The following is a 16,240-nucleotide window of genomic DNA, read 5'->3' on the forward strand; positions in this document are numbered from 1 at the left end:
GAGCCTACCGGACGCGGACACCGTCCGGGGGGCCGGTGCTTGTGGCACCGGCCCCCCGGCGGTTGGGTATTGCTCTACCTACCCGGACTCAATCCCGGCGGTTCACTACTTCTGCTTCTGCCAGGCGTAGACGTTCCAGGTGACACCGCCGCCGACACCGATGTAGGAGATCGGGCCGATGTCCGCGCTCGACGCGGCGAAGTCGGTCAGCTGGAACAGCGGGACGCTGTGCAGGTCCTCCCGCATGATCTTGTCCGCTTCGTTCATCATGGTGATGCGCTTCTGGTAGTCCAGCTCGGCGTTCGCGGCGGACCACTTCTCCGTCAGCGCGGCGGAGTCGTAGTTGTTGTAGTTGCCGGAGCCGCCCTTGTCCTTCTGGGCGTAGTTGCCGTAGGCGCCGGCCTTCAGCGGCTGGCCGACCCACGCGAACAGCGCGGCGTCGAACTCGCTGGCCGGGAGGCGCTTGTCGTTGAAGTCGGCGGCCTGGTCGGCGACGATCTCGATGCCGGCCTGCTTGCACTTGTCCTGCAGGATGCGGGCCGTGTCGGCACGACGCTGCACGATCTTGTGGCCGAGCTTGAACGAGGCGCGGAACTCGCCCTTGGTGTAGATGCCGTCGGCGCCCTGCTTCCAGCCGGCGTCGTCGAGCGTCTTCTTGGCCGCCGCGACGTCACCGTTGCCGACGTCGCCGTAGTGGTCCTCGTAGCCGACCTCGTTGGGCTGGAAGGTCAGGCTGCCGAGCGGCTTGGCGTTCGGGTCCACGTCCGACACCAGCTTCTCGACCAGGGCTTCGCGGTCGAAGCACTGGGCGATCGCCAGGCGCAGCTCCTTGTTCTCCTTGAACAGCGGCAGCGCCATGTTGAAGTCGACGTGCTCGTAGGTCTGGCCACCGGCCGCGTAGACCTTGAACGCGCTGTCGTCGCGCAGCTGCTGCGCGACGGCCGGGTCGGCCTGCGGGGCGATGACCGCGACTTCCTTGTTCTGCAGCTGCTGGGCCGCGGACTGGGCGTCGGTGTTCGTCTTCAGGATGACCTTGGCCGGGCCACCGGGGTTGCCCCACCACTTCGGGTTGCGCTCCAGGACCGTCTGGTCCTTGAGGTCCGAGGAGGTGATCTGGTAGGGGCCGCCGGACAGCGCGACGGACGCGTCGAAGCCCAGCCAGCCGGTGGTGTAGAACGTCGCGACGGTCTTGATCGTCTCGTCGTTCTGGCTCGGCAGCACCTTGGTGATGTCCGCGACGCCGGTCTTCTGCTCCAGGACGTGCGCCGGCAGCAGGCTGTCGCTACCGGGCTGCGAGAACAGGCCGCGGTAGTCCGCGAACGGCTGGTCCTTGAAGAACGTCGTGGTGATGGTCTTGCCGTCTTCGGAGCACTCGAGCTTCTCGATGTTCTCGTAGCCCGTGGGCGACGAGTCGAAGAGCGAAGCCTCTTCGCCGTCCTCGCTCTTGGTGGTGGCCTTGCTGGTGGCGGCCAGCCACTTGAGGTGGAAGTCGTCGCAGTCGATGGCCTCGCCGTCGGACCAGACGGCGGCCTTCTGGACCTTCCACTCGATCGTCTGCGGGTCGTTCGACGTGACCTTGATGGACTCCATCAGGTCACCGTCGATCTTGATGACGACCTTGCCGTCGACCAGCTCGGTGATGTACGGCGAAGGCTGCACGTTCGACAGCGCGATGGTGCTGGAGAAGTTGTTCGTCGCGCCGATGTTGTTGTTGTAGTTGTGGAAGCCCTCCTCCACGGCGACCGCGATCTCGCCGATGTCCTCCACCTTCGGACGCTTGAACAGCTCGTCCTGACCGCCGATCGCACCGGGGTCGAGGTCCTGCGGCCCGCTCTGGTCGCCGCCGCTCGAGCCGCCGCCACCACACGCGCTCAGCACCAGCGCGGCTCCGGTCAACAGCGCAAGCGCCGAGACAGCCTTTGATCTCCTCATCGACACGTGCCCTCCTAGCACTGGGTTGGAGCGACCGTTTGGGCCGACTTCCACCCATAACCGTGATGTGCCAAACGCGCCCCGAACCGACACACCGTTGCAGCACGATAAGAAGCTGTGCGCGGCACGGTCACTGCCCATCGGCCGATCGTGACCAAAGGGTGACACGTTGGTCGCAGCACGCGACTCCGTCGTTACCGGGCGGGAGCGTTCGTTAACCGGACGACGAGAATACTGTCAATACTGCACCACGAGCGCATCTTGAAGCCAGTGTTACGTCCGGGTCAACGGTCAACGATCTTCGCGGCGCCAGGTGCGGGCAGTGCTCAGCGGGCCGGCGAACGGAGCACCGGCGGTCACGTCGACGGCGTCCGGTAGGACCACCATCAGGTCCGCTACCTGGAACAACGGCATCGCGACGGCCTGCTGCCAGAGCAGCGGCTCGATCGTCTCCAGGGCGTCGGCGAGCAGCACCTCGCCGCGCAGCGCCTGTTCGACCACCGGCTGGACCGCCTGGTCGCAGAAACCGGACAGATTCGCCGGAAAGGGTGTACCGCCGTCCTCCGGTGACGGCCGGCAGCCGAATGCGGATGCCAGAACGGCCGCGGAATCGCCGGTGTCGACCAGCGGCACCACGGCAATGTCCACCGGCTCATTGGCCGCGTCGGTATCCGACAGATCTTGGCCGAACAACTGATTGGGCTGCGTTGTCAGGACGCGTGCGGCGATTCCGGACAATGACAGTTGACTCTGAACGCGGTTCGCGATGGTCACGTACGGCTCGATGCCGGCCGGTGCGGCGATGGTCAGCTCCAGGGGCTTGTCCTCCCTCCCCCACTGGCCTCCCGCCGGCCGGGTGTAACCCGCCTCGGTGAGCAGTTGCACCGGGTCACCGGCCTCCGGGGGCATCGTCGGGGTGTGGCCGCGCTTGCTCGGCGGGATCACCTGGGCGTCCGCGCGCAGCGCCGAACTGGGCCCGCCGCGGGTGCCGGTGGCGATCAGGTCGTCGCGGTCGAGCGCGTTCATCACGGCGGTGCGGACGCGGATGTCCTGCATCCGGGGCGACGCGGGGCGGAACAGGAGCTGGACGACCTCCGGACGGGGGACCACCACCGTGGTGAGGGGGTTCGCCTTGGCCAACTCCTCGACGTCCTTGGTCGCGATGGCGTCCGCGCGCAGGAGGGCGACCTGGTCGTCGCCGGTCTCCAGCGCCTCGATCGTGTCGTGCTGGCTCGCCCGGCGCAGCACCAGCCGGTCCAGCGCGGGCGGCGCCTCCCAGAACCGGTCGCTGCGCTCCAGCACGATCTCGCCGCGCGGCTGGTCGAGCGTGCGGACCGCGAACGGCCCGGCGGTCGCCGGGAAGCTGTCCGCCAGCGCCGCCGCCCACCCGCCGGGCGCGTCCTTGAGCAGGTGGGCGGGCAGCAGGTCGTGGAACAGGCTCCGCCAGCCGGGGTACGGCTCGCTGAACACGACCTCGACCACCTTGCCGCCCTCGCGGCTGGTGATGTCGTCGATCAGCCGGTAGCCGGCCGGGTCGATCACGCCCGGCTCCTGCCGCATCCGCTGCCACAGGTAGACGAAGTCCTCGGCCGCGATGGGCGCCGAGTCCGACCAGCTGGCGTCCCGTCGCAGCGCGTAGGTGACCGTGTACGGCTCGGCGCTGGTGACCTCGGCGCTGACCACCAGGTCCAGGTCGAGCCGCGGGCTGCCGTCGGCGTCGGTGCGGAAGGTCGACGGGAGCAGCAGCGAGGCCAGCGCCGTGGTGACCGTGCTCTGCCCGGCCAGCGTGTGCGGGTTGTAGCCGCCCTTGATGTCGTCCAGGCCGACGACGACCTCGTTCTGCTTCTCCTTCGGGACCACGGTCATGCCCGGCGTCGAGGGCACCAGGGGCGGCGGCGGTGTCGCCGTGCAACCCGCCAGCACGAGCGCAGCCAGCACCGCCAGGACCTTTCGCTTCCCCATGGGTACGAGCGTGCCAGACGGCGCCGGCGGTCGACGCTCAGGTCCCACCAAGCGAACGGCGCCCCGGGCCGGAGCCCGGGGCGCCGTCAGCGCACCCTATATATAAGGAACGGGTGTCAGCCCCGCAGCTTGTTGCGGTTGCGCTCGCGACCGCGCTGGTTGGCGTCCAGGGTCACCTTGCGGACCCGGACGACCTCCGGCGCGACCTCGACGCACTCGTCGGCGGCGCAGAACTCCAGCGCCTCCTCCAGCGACAGCTTCCGCGGCCGGGCCAGCGTCTCCATCACGTCGGCGGTCGACGTGCGCATGTTCGTCAGCTTCTTCTCGCGGCAGACGTTGACGTCCAGGTCCTCGGCGCGCGGGTTCTCGCCGACGACCATGCCCTCGTACGCCTCGGCGCCCGGCTCGACGAAGAACGTGCCGCGGTCGGCCAGCTGGATCATCGCGTACGCGGTGATCTGACCGGACCGGTCGGCGACCAGCGAGCCGTTGTGCCTGGTCCGGATCTCGCCGGCCCACGGGCCGTAGCCCTCGGACACCGCGTTGGCGATGCCGGTGCCGCGGGTCTCGGTCAGGAACTCGGTGCGGAAGCCGATCAGGCCGCGCGACGGCACGACGTAGTCCAGCTTGATCCGGCCGGAGCCGTGGCCGGACATGTTCTCCATCCGGCCCTTGCGGTTGGCCAGCAGCTGGGTGATGGCGCCCAGGTGCTCCTCCGGCGCGTCGATCGTCAGCCGCTCGAACGGCTCGTGCAGCTTGCCGTCGACCGTCTTGGTGACGACCTGCGGCTTGCCGACGGTCAGCTCGAAGCCCTCGCGCTTCATCTGCTCGACCAGGATGGCCAGCGCCAGCTCACCGCGGCCCTGCACCTCCCAGGTGTCGGGGCGCTCGGTGGGCAGCACGCGCACCGAGACGTTGCCGACCAGCTCCGAGTCCAACCGGGCCTTGAGCACCCGCGCGGTCAGCTTGGTGCCGCCGTTGCGGCCGGCCAGCGGCGAGGTGTTGACGCCGATCGTCATCGAGATCGCGGGCTCGTCCACGGTGATCCGCGGCAGCGGCTCGGGGTTGTCCACGTCGGCGAGCGTGTCGCCGATGGTGATCTCCGGGATGCCCGCGATGGCGACCAGGTCACCGGCCCGCGCCTGCTCGGCGGGCACGCGGTCGAGCGCTTCGGTGATCAGCAGCTCGGTGATGCGGACCTTGTGGATCGAGCCGTCCTCGCGGCACCAGGCCACCGTCTCGCCCTTGCGGACGCGGCCGGCCTCGATGCGGCACAGCGCGATGCGGCCGAGGAACGACGACGCGTCGAGGTTGGTCACCAGCGCGCGCAGCGGCGCGTCCGCGTCGCCCATCGGGGCCGGGACGTGCTTGAACAGGACCTCGAAGAGGACGTCCAGGTTCTCCTCGTCGGGCAGGCCGCCGTCCTCGGGCTGGTTCAGCGACGCCCGGCCGGCGCGGGCCGAGGCGTAGACGACCGGCAGGTCGAGCACCGAGTCGTCGGCGCCGACCTCGGTCGCCAGGTCGAGCAGCAGGTCGTGGGCCTCCTCGACGACCTCGGAGATCCGGGCGTCGGGGCGGTCGACCTTGTTCACCACCAGGATCACCGGCAGGCCGGCGGCCAGCGTCTTGCGCAGCACGAACCGGGTCTGCGGCAGCGGGCCCTCGGAGGCGTCCACCAGCAGCACGACGCCGTCGACCATGGACAGGCCGCGCTCGACCTCGCCGCCGAAGTCGGCGTGGCCGGGGGTGTCCACCACGTTGATGGTCACCGGGCCGTCCGGCGTGTGCCGGCGGACCGCGGTGTTCTTCGCGAGGATCGTGATGCCCTTCTCGCGCTCCAGCTCGCCCGAGTCCATGACCCGGTCGACGAGCTCGGCTCGCTCGGAGAAGGCGCCGGACTGGCGGAGCATGGCGTCGACGAGAGTGGTCTTGCCGTGGTCAACGTGCGCGACGATCGCGACGTTGCGCAGGTCGTTGCGGACCAGCGTTTCCTTGATCGACGCGGTGGCCGTGGGCACGCGGAACTCCTAGAGCTGTCTGTGCGAGGGAAGCCAGGCGCCGGACGTGGATCGCGCGCAGCCTGAGTACAGCTTACCGGGCGTGGCGCCCTTACCACACACGGACGGTAGGTGAGGTCAGCCTCACCTACTCTGAGGACACCTGGATGAGTGGAGCACGCCGCGTGGGCAAGGTCAAGGTGAAGAAGAAGTGCTGCCGTTCGACACCGCGCTGCAAGAGCTGCCCGGTGGTGGCCCTGCTCAAGGCGAAGAAGAAGGCGGCGAAGAAGGCCGCCAAGCAGGAGCGCAAGGGCAAGAAGGGCCGTGACCTGGCCGCGTGAGGCCCACCGCCCGGCCGGGCGCCGGGTGGGGCGCGGGCGGCGCTACCGGCCCGGCACCGCTTCGCCGACCCTGGCCTGCTCGGGCGCGGTCCGGGAGGGCTCCCCGGCGGCCGGGGTGACCCGCTAGAATCGCCGGCGTGCGCACTCTTCACACGTTCTGGTGGTCCGCCTTCCGGCGGCCTTGAGAACTGCGCGCAACCACACGCAGGCCGCCCGCTCGGGGCGGCCTTCTTGCGTTCGGGGGCATCGCATCGGGTGGGTGACACCCGAAGGGATGACGATGATCAGGCTTTCCGCCATCACCCCGTCCGGCCACGTCCAGCTGGGCAACTACCTCGGCGCGATGCGGCGGTGGGCGGCCGAGGGGACCGAAGAGGACGTCTACTTCATCAGCGACCTGCACGCGATGACGACGTCGCACAACCCTGCGCGGTTGCGGTCGTTGACGCGGGAGCAGCTGGCGGTGCTCGTCGCCACCGGCGTCGACCCGCGCTCGGTGGCCGTGCAGTCCGACCTGGTCCGCGAGCTGGGGGCGTTGACGTGGGTGCTGGAGTGCACCTGCACGTACGGCGAGGCGGCCCGGATGATCCAGTTCAAGGAGAAGTCGGGCGGTCGGGCGTCGGTCCGGTTGAGCCTGCTCACCTACCCGGTGCTGATGGCGGCCGACATCCTGCTGCAGGGCGCGCAGGAGGTGCCGGTCGGCGACGACCAGCGGCAGCACGTGGAGCTGGCGCGGGTGCTGGCGCGGCGGTTCAACGGCACGTACGGCGAGGTGTTCGCGGTGCCGGAGGCCGTGGTGCCGCCGACCGCGGCGCGGGTGCGCGACCTGGCCGACCCGTCGCGGAAGATGGCCAAGTCGGCGGCGGACGCGGCGGGCACGGTGTTCGTGCTCGACCCGCCCGACCTCGTGCGGCGGAAGGTGCGGCGCGCGGTGACCGACGACCGGGGTGAGGTGCGCTACGCGCCGGACGAGCAGCCCGGCGTGGCGAACCTGCTGGAGATCCTGGCGGCGTGCACGGGCAAGGCCGCCGAGGAGCTGGCCGGCACCGTGCGCGACTACTCCTCGCTGAAGGAGCTGACCGCCGAGGCGGTCGTCGAGGAGCTGCGCCCGGTCCGCGAGCGCACCCGGCAGCTGCTGGACGACCCCGCCGAGCTGGACCGCGCCCGCGCCCGCGGCGCCACCCGCTCCCGCGAGCGCTGCACCCACCGCCTCGACGCCGCCCTCCGCCTCTCCGGCCTGACCTGAACCCGAGAGTCCAACCTCCAAGCCGCGAGAGTCCTACGTCCAGCGCCCCTGAGTTCAACGCTCAGCCCTAACGCCGTTAGCCGCGAGCGTTGAACTCGGGGTGCGTGAACGTAGGACTCTCGCGTGCTGAACGTTGGACTCTCGCGGGGGTTAGGTGAGGAGGGGGTGGAGGGTGGGGAGGAGGACGCGGTCGGCGGGGAGCCAGTCGACGGTGGTCAGGGTGTCGGCGGTCAGCCAGCGCAGGGCGCGGTGCTCGACGGGGGTCGGGGCGCCGGTGGCGAGGTCGGCGAGGTAGACGCGCAGCAGCAGGTCGGGGCGCAGGGGGATGTCCGGGCCCAGCTGGGCGCCCGGGGTGACGGTGACGGCCAGCTCCTCGGCGCACTCGCGGACGACGGCGGCGTGGTCCGCTTCGCCCGGTTCCACCCGGCCGCCGGGCAGTTCCCACTTGCCGGCGGCTTCCGGCGGGTAGGAGCGCTGTTGGGCCAGGAGTCGGCCATCGCGGATGATCGCGGCCCCTACTACTACGCGCGCGTGCAGGAGTTCGACGCTCCGAGCCGAAACGGCGGCAGCACGGGCTTCCAGCACCTTCAGGGCCAGGCCGCGGCCCACGACGACGTCGGCGAGGCGGCCGAACGGCCCGCCGGGGCTGGTCCACTCCACCGAGTCGACCACCATCGTGCCGCCGCCGGTGTGCAGCAGGTCCGTGACCAGCGTGAACCGCGGCAGCGGCCCGCCGACCAGCTCCGCCGACACACCGGTGGTGTCGGCCCGCGTCACGACCAGCCGCCCGGTCACCGGCCCGACGGACCCCGCCAGCGACGCGCCCGCGAACAGCACCGGCCCGACACCGGAGATCCGCACGCCCAGCCCCCGCACGGCCCGCGCCAGCAGTCGGGCGTCCAGCAACGCGGCGGCGACGGTCCGCAGCGGCGCGTCGACCAGGGTGGTGGTTCTCAGCTCGGGCACGGTCGCCGATCCTGCCACCCCCGCGCTCACCGGTAGAGCGGCCAGCGCACCTCCAGCCGGGCGCCGCCCTCCGGCGACTCGCCCGCGCGGATCGTGCCGCGACGCCGCCGCACGAGGTGCGCGACCAGCGCCAACCCGAGCCCGAACCCGCCGGTCGCCCGGCCGCGGTCGGAGTCGACCCGGTAGAACCGGTCGAACACCTTCTCCCGGTGCTCCTCGGGGATGCCGCGCCCGTCGTCGTCCACCAGCAGCCGCACCTCGCGCGCGGCGGGCAGCACCGAGATCCGGATGAACGTGCGCGCGTACCTGGCCGCGTTGCGCAGCAGGTTGTCCAGCACCAGCTCCACCTCGGTCCCGGCGGCGGAGATCAGGCACGCGCTCATCGGCGCGGCCAGCCGCACCAGCAGCTCCGTCTCGCCGAGCCGGTCCACCGCGGCCTGCGCCTGGAGCACCAGGTCGACCGGTTCGGCGCGCGGCAGCTCGCCGGTGTCCGCGCGGGCCAGGATCAGCAGCGCGTCGACCAGCGCGGACAGCCGCTCGGACTCCTCCACCACCGATTCCAGCACCTCGATGGAGAAGTCCGGGTCGGGGTGCGCCACCGCCACCTCGGCCTGCGCCCGCACGGACGTCACCGGCGAGCGCAGCTCGTGCGCCGCGTCGCCGGTGAACCGGCGCAGCCGCTCGGTGGCCTCGTCGCGCCGGGCGAGCAGGGCGTTCAACGCCTCCGCAAGCGCTTGCAGCTCGTCCCGTGCGGCCGGCACCGGCAGCCGCTGACCGCGCGGCAGCTCGGCCGCCGCCACCCGCATCCGCTCCACCGGCCGCAACGACGACCGCACGGCCAGCCACGTGGCGATCCCGACCAGCCCGGCGACCAGCACCGCGGCCACCGCGAGCCACCGCGTGCCCAGCCGGTTCGCCTCGCGGTAGCCGACCAGCGTGTCGCCGGCGACGTGCAGCTCGGGGGTGCCGTCGGCGGCGAACACCACCCGCCCGGTCCACCGGTGCGCGCTCGGCCCGTCGATCCGCAGCACGGGTTCGCCCGCCTTGAGCCGGCGCACGTCGGCGGCGGTCAGGTCGGGCCGCGGACCGCCGTCCAGCGGGTTGCCCGCGGTGTCGAGCACCCGCGCGTTCTCCGCCTTGGCCAGCTCCCGGTCCACCGCCTTGACCTGCACCATCCCGATCAGCTGGGGCGCCAGCAGGGTGAACGCGAGCAGGCACAGCAGGGCGACGCCGGTCGCGACGACGGTGATCCGGAACCGCAGGGTGCGGCGCAGCCACCACCGCCGCAGCCACCACCGCCGCGGGTTCACCTGCGCCTGGTCCCCGCCGCACCCAGCGCCGCGTCCAGGTCGGGCGTGGACGCCAGGTAGCCGTGGCCGCGCACGGTCCGCACGACCTCGCCCGCGCCCGTCGCGTCCAGCTTGCGCCGCAGGTAGCCGACGTAGACCTCCACCGCGTTGCGGGTCGCCGCCTGCTCGTCGCCCCACACCGCGCGCAGCAGCTCGTCCTTGGTCACCACCGACCCGGCCCGGCTGGCCAGCACGTCCAGCACCGCGTACTCGCGCGGCGACAGCGACACCGGCTCGCCGGCCCAGCTCACCTCGCGCAGCGCGCGGTCCACCACCAGCTCGCCCAGCTTGAGCCGCCGCCGCGCCAGGTCGGCGGAGTTGCGCCGCAGCAGCGCCCGCACCTGCGCCACCAGCACCACGAACGAGAACGGCTTGACCAGGTAGCCGTCCGCGCCGAGGTCGAGGCCGTCGGCCTGGTCGACCTCGCCGTCCTTGGCCGAGACCATCAGCACCGGCGTGCGCACGCCCTCGGCGCGCATCCGCTGCAGCACCCGGTAGCCGGACAGGCCGGGCAGCATGATGTCCAGCAGCACCACGTCGAACGCGCCGGTCAACGCCACCCGCAGGGCGTTGGGGCCGTCGGCGGCGGTGACCACCTCCATGCCCTCCGCGGACAGGCCGCGCTCCAACGCGCGCCGCACGCCGATCTCGTCGTCCACAACCAGCACCCGTGGTCTCACGCCCCACAGCATGCCCCGCGAGGAGGACAATCGGCGCGGGAGTCTCAGTGCGCTCTCAGGCTCCAGAACGCTCTCAGCGCGATCTCAGGGCCGCCGGAGGAGTGTCTGCGTCGTCGGGTCGCAAGGGGCTGCCCGGTAGGAGGAGGGGACATGAACCGCAGAAGGGTGACCGTCGCGGCGGCGGCGGTCGGCGTGATCGCCGGCGCGACCGGGCTCGGGGTGCTCGCGATGCCCGCCGGCGCCGGGCCCGCGCCGGTGCTGCCGGACGTCACCGCCGAGGCGCTGGTGGAGTCCGTGCTGAACGCGAAGCCGGCCGCGTTCGGCGGTTCGGTCGCGGTGAACAACGACCTGGGCATCCCGGCGATCGCCGGCGTGCCGCAGCTGTCGGACGGTCCGAGCACGCTGCGGATGTGGACCGACGGCCAGGGCAAGCTGCGGGTCCAGCTGCCCGCCGGCGACTCCGAGCGCACGCTCGTCGACGACGGCGAGACGGCGTGGCTGTGGGACTCGGCCGAGCAGACCGTGCGGAAGATGCCGCACGGCTCGTTCGAGCAGGAGGGGCGCAAGCCGGGGCTGGGCGTGGACCAGGACGCCGCGCCGACCGACCCGGTGACGCTGTCGCGGCAGGTGGTGGCCGCGATCCAGGAGTTCAGCGACGTCACCGTCGACGGCACCGCGCGGGTGGCCAACCGGCCGGTGTACGAGCTGGTGCTGACCCCGAAGCCGACCGAGAAGACGGTGCTGCGCGAGGTGCGCGTCGCGGTCGACGCGGAGCTGCGGGCGCCGCTGCGGGTGGCCGTGCTGACCAACGGCACGGACGCGCCCGCCGTGCAGGTCGGGTTTTCCGAGCTGAACGTGGGCCCGCAGGACGCGTCGCTGTTCACCTTCACCCCGCCCGCCGGGGCCGAGGTGGTCGTGCCGGACCTGGACGAGCCGTCGGCGGAGCGGAAGGCCGCCGCCGAGCAGGCGTTCAGCGAGGCGAACCCCCAGGTCATCGGCGAGGGCTGGGACGTCGTGCTGGCGGCGCGCGTGCCGGGCAACGCGCTGGGCGACCTGATGCGGCAGCAGCCGGAGCGGGGCGAGCGCGGCGGTGAGCGGCCGGAGTTCGGTCAGCAGGACGTGCGGGGCCTGCTCCAGCAGCTGGGCAAGCAGGTCAGCGGCGACTGGGGCTCGGGCACGCTCATCACGACCCGGGTCGGCGGCCTGCTGATCGCCGACGACGGCCGGGTGGCCGCGGGCGCGGTGCCGGAGCAGGTGCTGGTGGACGCGATCGGCCAGGTCAAGTGACCACCTCGACCAGCGCGCGGGTGGAGCCGGTGACCGCCGGCTCCACCCCGGTCCTCGCGGCCCGGACGCGGGGGCTGCGCAAGGTGTACGGGAGCACCGTCGCGGTGGACCGGGTGGACCTGGAGGTGCCGCGAGGTGCGGTGCTCGGGATGCTCGGCCCGAACGGGTCGGGCAAGACCACCACGATCCGCATGCTGCTCGGGCTGGTGCGGCCGACCGAGGGGGAGGTCGAGCTGCTGGGCAAGGCCCTGCCCGACGGCGCCGCGGAGGCGTTGCCGCACGTCGGCGCGCTGGTCGAGGGTCCGGGGTTCCACCCGTTCCTGTCCGGTCGGGAGAACCTGCGGCGGGCGGCGGCGTTCGAGCCGCTGCTCGCCACCGCCGACATCCCGCGGGCCGTGGAGGACGCGCTGGAGCGGGTCGGCCTCACCGCCGCCGCGCACCGGCGCTACCGGGGGTACTCGCTGGGCATGAAGCAGCGGCTGGGGATCGCCTCGGCGCTGCTGGTCCGGCGCGAGCTGATCGTGCTGGACGAGCCGACCAACGGCCTGGACCCGGCGGGCACCCGCGAGGTGCGCAGGGTGATCGCGGACCTGCACGAGGCGGGCAGCACGGTCGTCGTGTCGTCGCACCTGCTCAGCGAGATCGAGGCGACGTGCACGCACGTGGCCGTGCTGCACCGGGGGACCGTCGTGGCGCAGGGGGAGCTGGCCGAGCTGCTGCACGCCGACAGCAGCTCGCTGCTGATCGTCACGCCGGACGTGGACGACGCGCTGAACGCGCTGCGCGCGGGCCGGATCTCGGCGCGGCCGTTCGAGGGGGGCGTGCGGGTCGAGCTGATCGGCACGACCGCGCCCGCCGTGGTGGAGGCGCTGGTGACCGCGGGCGTCCCGGTGCACGAGGCGCGCCGGCACCGCACCGGCCTGGAGGAGCTGTTCGCCCGGCTCACCGAGGCCGAGGAGTCCGAGCACAACCTGTCCGCGGTGGACACGATCGAGGAGGGGTCCCGATGAGCGCGCTGGTCGCCACGCGCGCTCCGCTGGGCAGGCAACTGCGCTCGGAGCTGCGCTGGATCCTGCGCCGGCCGCGGACGGTGATCGGACTGGCGTCGCTGTGCCTGGTGCCGGTCCTGGCCGGGATCGGGCTGTGGTTCGCGGTCGACGGCGACGGCCCCGCCGGACCCGGCCTGGCCGCGATCGTCGCGGGCAACGGCCTGGTGCTGCCGGTGTTCACCCTATTCCTGGCCCTGCCGCTGCTGATGCCGCTGGTCGGCGCCATCTGGGCGGCCGACGGGCTGGCGGGCGAGGCGCAGCACGGCACGCTGCGCGGGTTGATGATCTCGCCGATCGGGCGGGTCCGACTGCTGGGCGTGAAGGCGTTCGGCGTGGCCACGATGTCGCTGTTCGCGGTCGTGCTGATCGCGGTCGTCGGCGCGATCACCGGTGTGGTGCTGTTCGGCGGCGGCGGGATGCTCACGCTGTCCGGCAGCACGCTGTCGCTCGGCGGCGCGCTGGGCCGCATCCTGCTGGCGGTCCTGCTGGTCACCGTGCAGGTGTGGGGCGTGGCGGCGATCGCGCTGGCGATCTCGGCGTGCACCGAGCACCCGCTGGTGGTGATGGCCGCGACGATGGCCGGTGTGATCGTGTTCCAGGTGCTCGGCGTGTTCAGCGCGCTGGACTGGCTGCACCCGTACCTCATCACGTCGGCGTGGAGCGGCCTGATCGACGTCATGCGCGACCCGCTGCCGACCGAGCAGCTGTGGCGCAGCACGGCGCTGGCCGCGTGCTACATCGTCATCGGGCTGTCGCTGGCCGCAATGCGGTTGGCGACGAAGGACAGCTAGCCGACAATCGGCCGGTGCACCTGGAGACCGGCCGGTTGGCGTTGCGGGGGTTCGTGGAGTCCGATGTGGACTCGTTGGCGTGGTTGCTCGGCGAGCCGCGGGTGATGCGGTTCATCGAGGACGGCAAACCGGTGTCGCGGGCCGACGTGGAGCGGGTCGTGCTGCCGAAGGTGCTCGGCGGCGGCTGGTGGGCGGCGCACGAGAAGGCGTCCGGCGCGTTCATCGGCTGGTTCGAGCTGAGCGCGGCGGGCGCGGGTGCGGCCGAGTTGGGCTATCGGCTGCACCCCGACTTCTGGGGTCGCGGTTACGCCACCGAGGGCGCGTCGGCGTTGGTGGAGCACGCGCGGGCGACCGGGGTGGAGCGGGTCGTGGGGTACGCGATGGTGGTGAACACCGGGTCGCGGCGGGTGCTGGAGAAGGTGGGGCTGGAGCACGTGCGGACGTTCCACGAGGAGTGGCCGGAGCACGTCGAGGGCGCCGAACACGGCGACGTGGAATACGCTCTCCAGCTCCGCCCCTGACCCCGTGCGGATACCCGAAGCCCGCCGACCGCTGATGTGCGGGTTCGAGCATTTCCTTGTGCGCCAACGGAGTTACAACGTTGGCGCGATCGAGTGGCGCGCGGTCTGTCCGGTATCAACCCCTTTCGCCGCAAATCCTCCTCACGTGCCGCGGGCCCTGCCCCGCGGCGCAGGAGGAGGGAACGCATGTCCACGAGACGACGGGGAGCGACGCTGCTCGCCCTGTCCGGGATGCTGGGCGCCGCCGCGCTCACCGGCGCCACCGCCGCGACCGCGACCGCGGCCGGCGAACTGCCCATCTACGCCGTCCGCTCCGAGGGCCTGACCCTGGACCAGGCGACGGCCCTGCAGCGGGCGTTCGGGTTGAAGACCGTCGAACGCACGCGCGAGGGCGTCGTCACGTTCACCGACGAGGCCCGTCACCTGCACGTGCCCGGCATCGACCGCGGCGCGGGCGCGCCCGACGAGAGCGGTCGGGCGACCCGGCAGACCCAGCTCGACCTCAACGCGATCCGAGCGCTGCGGGGCGTGCCCCTGGCCGACGCGACCAAGCGCGTCACGGAAGCCCTGCGCGGCGTCGGGCTGCTGCCCGCCAACGCCACGGCGAGCGCGTCGCACACGGTGGTCGAGATCCACGACGCCAACGGCAACCCGGTGATCAGCGGCCAGCTGGACACCACGGTGTCGTTCGCGTTCCAGCTCGACGGCATCCCGCTGGAGGGGCCGGGTTCCAAGGTCCGGGTCTCCCTGGACGGCACGGGCGCGGTCACCCAGCTCACCTACGCCACCCGCACCCTCGCCGCCGTCGGCACGAAGCCGGTGGTGGACCTCCAGGAGGGCTACCGCAAGTGCGCCGAGGTCCTGGGCGCCAACTCGCTCGGTTCGGTGGAGTACACCTACGCGAACAACATGCTCGGCACCGGCACCACGCACCTGGAGCCGTACTTCCGCTGCCAGGGCGCGGACACCGCCGAGTCGTCGCCGGTGATCTACCTGCCCGCCCTCGTCGGCAGCACCGCCCCGCCGCTCGACCCGTCCGTGCCGCCCCGCTCGGCCACCCGTTCCGACGTGGGCGCGCAGTGGACCACCCGGATCGACGTCGGCAGCTCGGGCACCGGGACGTGCCAGGGCCTGCCGAACGTCCCGGCCGACGTCAACGGCTTCAACAGCCGGTTCACCAGCGCCGGCATCCCGGTGCAGCACAGCTGGACCGGCGGGAACACGTGGGAGCAGGACTTCAAGGACCCGGCGTTCCCCGGCGGCCAGGACCACCTGTACGCCGACGACGTCGACCTGAACTACCACCGCGGGCTGGGCGGCGCGTTCGGCCTGTCGTTCGCCGGGTGCAGCGCCGTCAACGACAGCACGCTGCGCAACACCGAGGCGCGCTGGGGCAACCGGGACGCCGAGTGGATGAGCCTGCACACGCCGAACCTCCTCCAGCCGACCGCGAGCGGCCAGGCGTGGTGGCAGCGGTGGGGCCAGGCGTTCCGGGGGCTGCACCAGATCAACAGCTTCGAGACCAGCGTGGTGCAGTGCGGCGCGTTCGGCACCAGGTACGCCAACTACCTGCTGACCAACAAGCTGAAGGTGCGCGTGGCGTGGTCCCGCGCGGCGATCGACACCCAGCCGTCGTGGGTGCGGTGGGCGACCATGGGTCCGATCGGCAACTCGTGGATCGCCAACTTCGACGACCACTTCTGGGGCATGGGTCCGGTCGGGCCGGACACGCTGCCCACGGTGGGGTACTGGAAGATCTCCGGCGCCAGCTGACCGCCTGACCGACTGACGGCTCTGATCACCTGATCACCTGATCACCTGATCGTCTTGACCGTCTTGGCCGTCTGACAACGCATCGCAGGGGTCCCCTCCCAGGGGACCCCTGCTTTGATTCTGCCGGCGGGGCAAGACGATTCCCGTAACGACGGCCAGGGCTGTGGACAGGTCAGCACAACCCGTGCCTCGGCCCTGGCACACCCGATCCCCGCCGCGGTCGGCCGGTCGGGTCGATCACCGGAATGCGTTGTCGGAACACCGGAACGCCGCTCGTAGTCGCGGTGGGGCAGAGCCGGGGGGCAGCCGCCCTCGAAGAACTGTGGACAACGGCGGCGGACGACCG

At 71.9% G+C, this 16,240-nt stretch carries 13 protein-coding genes; 7 read left to right on the forward strand and 6 right to left on the reverse strand.

Features of this window, described 5'->3' with window-relative positions:
* Positions 1 to 105 precede the first annotated feature (105 nt).
* The 3 genes from AB0F89_RS02960 to typA all read right to left on the reverse strand — a co-directional run bounded on the left by AB0F89_RS02960 (position 106) and on the right by typA (position 5,912).
* The gene (locus AB0F89_RS02960) at positions 106 to 1,932 is read right to left on the reverse strand and encodes an ABC transporter family substrate-binding protein (RefSeq protein WP_367132287.1); all 1,827 of its coding nucleotides are present in this window, start codon (positions 1,930 to 1,932) and stop codon (positions 106 to 108) included.
* 291 nt (positions 1,933 to 2,223) lie between these two features.
* The gene (locus AB0F89_RS02965) at positions 2,224 to 3,894 is read right to left on the reverse strand and encodes an ABC transporter family substrate-binding protein (protein ID WP_367132289.1); all 1,671 of its coding nucleotides are present in this window, start codon (positions 3,892 to 3,894) and stop codon (positions 2,224 to 2,226) included.
* A gap of 116 nt (positions 3,895 to 4,010) precedes the next feature.
* Entirely contained in the window at positions 4,011 to 5,912 is a 1,902-nt protein-coding gene (gene typA / locus AB0F89_RS02970) for a translational GTPase TypA (RefSeq protein WP_367132291.1), read from the reverse strand.
* Between the two features lie 146 nt (positions 5,913 to 6,058).
* Between typA and AB0F89_RS02975 the strand changes: the two genes are divergently transcribed.
* Positions 6,059 to 6,232: a hypothetical protein gene (locus AB0F89_RS02975; RefSeq protein WP_367132293.1), complete on the forward strand. Its 174-nt coding sequence runs from the start codon at positions 6,059 to 6,061 to the stop codon at positions 6,230 to 6,232.
* Positions 6,233 to 6,512: 280 nt separating this feature from the next.
* The gene (gene trpS, locus AB0F89_RS02980; protein ID WP_367132295.1) at positions 6,513 to 7,478 is read left to right on the forward strand and encodes a tryptophan--tRNA ligase; all 966 of its coding nucleotides are present in this window, start codon (positions 6,513 to 6,515) and stop codon (positions 7,476 to 7,478) included.
* Between the two features lie 150 nt (positions 7,479 to 7,628).
* Here trpS and AB0F89_RS02985 read toward each other — a convergent pair whose 3' ends face one another.
* The 3 genes from AB0F89_RS02985 to AB0F89_RS02995 are packed head-to-tail and all read right to left on the reverse strand — an operon-like array spanning position 7,629 to position 10,485.
* Complete coding sequence (locus AB0F89_RS02985; protein ID WP_367132297.1) at positions 7,629 to 8,444, reverse strand: NUDIX domain-containing protein; 816 nt, start codon at positions 8,442 to 8,444, stop codon at positions 7,629 to 7,631.
* Positions 8,445 to 8,470: 26 nt separating this feature from the next.
* Positions 8,471 to 9,754, reverse strand: coding sequence for a sensor histidine kinase (locus AB0F89_RS02990; RefSeq protein ID WP_367132299.1), 1,284 nt, complete (start codon positions 9,752 to 9,754; stop codon positions 8,471 to 8,473).
* Positions 9,751 to 10,485, reverse strand: coding sequence for a response regulator transcription factor (locus AB0F89_RS02995; protein WP_367132301.1), 735 nt, complete (start codon positions 10,483 to 10,485; stop codon positions 9,751 to 9,753). Before AB0F89_RS02995 ends, AB0F89_RS02990 begins: the two co-directional genes overlap by 4 nt.
* 138 nt (positions 10,486 to 10,623) lie before the next feature.
* Between AB0F89_RS02995 and AB0F89_RS03000 the strand changes: the two genes are divergently transcribed.
* The 5 genes from AB0F89_RS03000 to AB0F89_RS03020 all read left to right on the forward strand — a co-directional run bounded on the left by AB0F89_RS03000 (position 10,624) and on the right by AB0F89_RS03020 (position 15,894).
* A complete protein-coding gene (locus AB0F89_RS03000) occupies positions 10,624 to 11,760 on the forward strand; it encodes an outer membrane lipoprotein carrier protein LolA (RefSeq protein WP_367132303.1) in 1,137 nt (378 codons plus the stop codon).
* Complete coding sequence (locus AB0F89_RS03005) at positions 11,757 to 12,770, forward strand: ABC transporter ATP-binding protein (protein ID WP_367132305.1); 1,014 nt, start codon at positions 11,757 to 11,759, stop codon at positions 12,768 to 12,770. Before AB0F89_RS03000 ends, AB0F89_RS03005 begins: the two co-directional genes overlap by 4 nt.
* Positions 12,767 to 13,600, forward strand: coding sequence for an ABC transporter permease (locus AB0F89_RS03010; RefSeq protein WP_367132307.1), 834 nt, complete (start codon positions 12,767 to 12,769; stop codon positions 13,598 to 13,600). Before AB0F89_RS03005 ends, AB0F89_RS03010 begins: the two co-directional genes overlap by 4 nt.
* Before the next feature lie 14 nt (positions 13,601 to 13,614).
* Positions 13,615 to 14,121, forward strand: coding sequence for a GNAT family N-acetyltransferase (locus AB0F89_RS03015; RefSeq protein ID WP_367132309.1), 507 nt, complete (start codon positions 13,615 to 13,617; stop codon positions 14,119 to 14,121).
* A 186-nt stretch (positions 14,122 to 14,307) separates the two neighbouring features.
* Entirely contained in the window at positions 14,308 to 15,894 is a 1,587-nt protein-coding gene (locus tag AB0F89_RS03020) for a DUF6345 domain-containing protein (RefSeq protein ID WP_367132310.1), read from the forward strand.
* Positions 15,895 to 16,240 lie beyond the last annotated feature (346 nt).

Origin of the sequence: Saccharothrix sp. HUAS TT1 (assembly GCF_040744945.1) — a bacterium.
GTDB lineage: Bacteria > Actinomycetota > Actinomycetes > Mycobacteriales > Pseudonocardiaceae > Actinosynnema.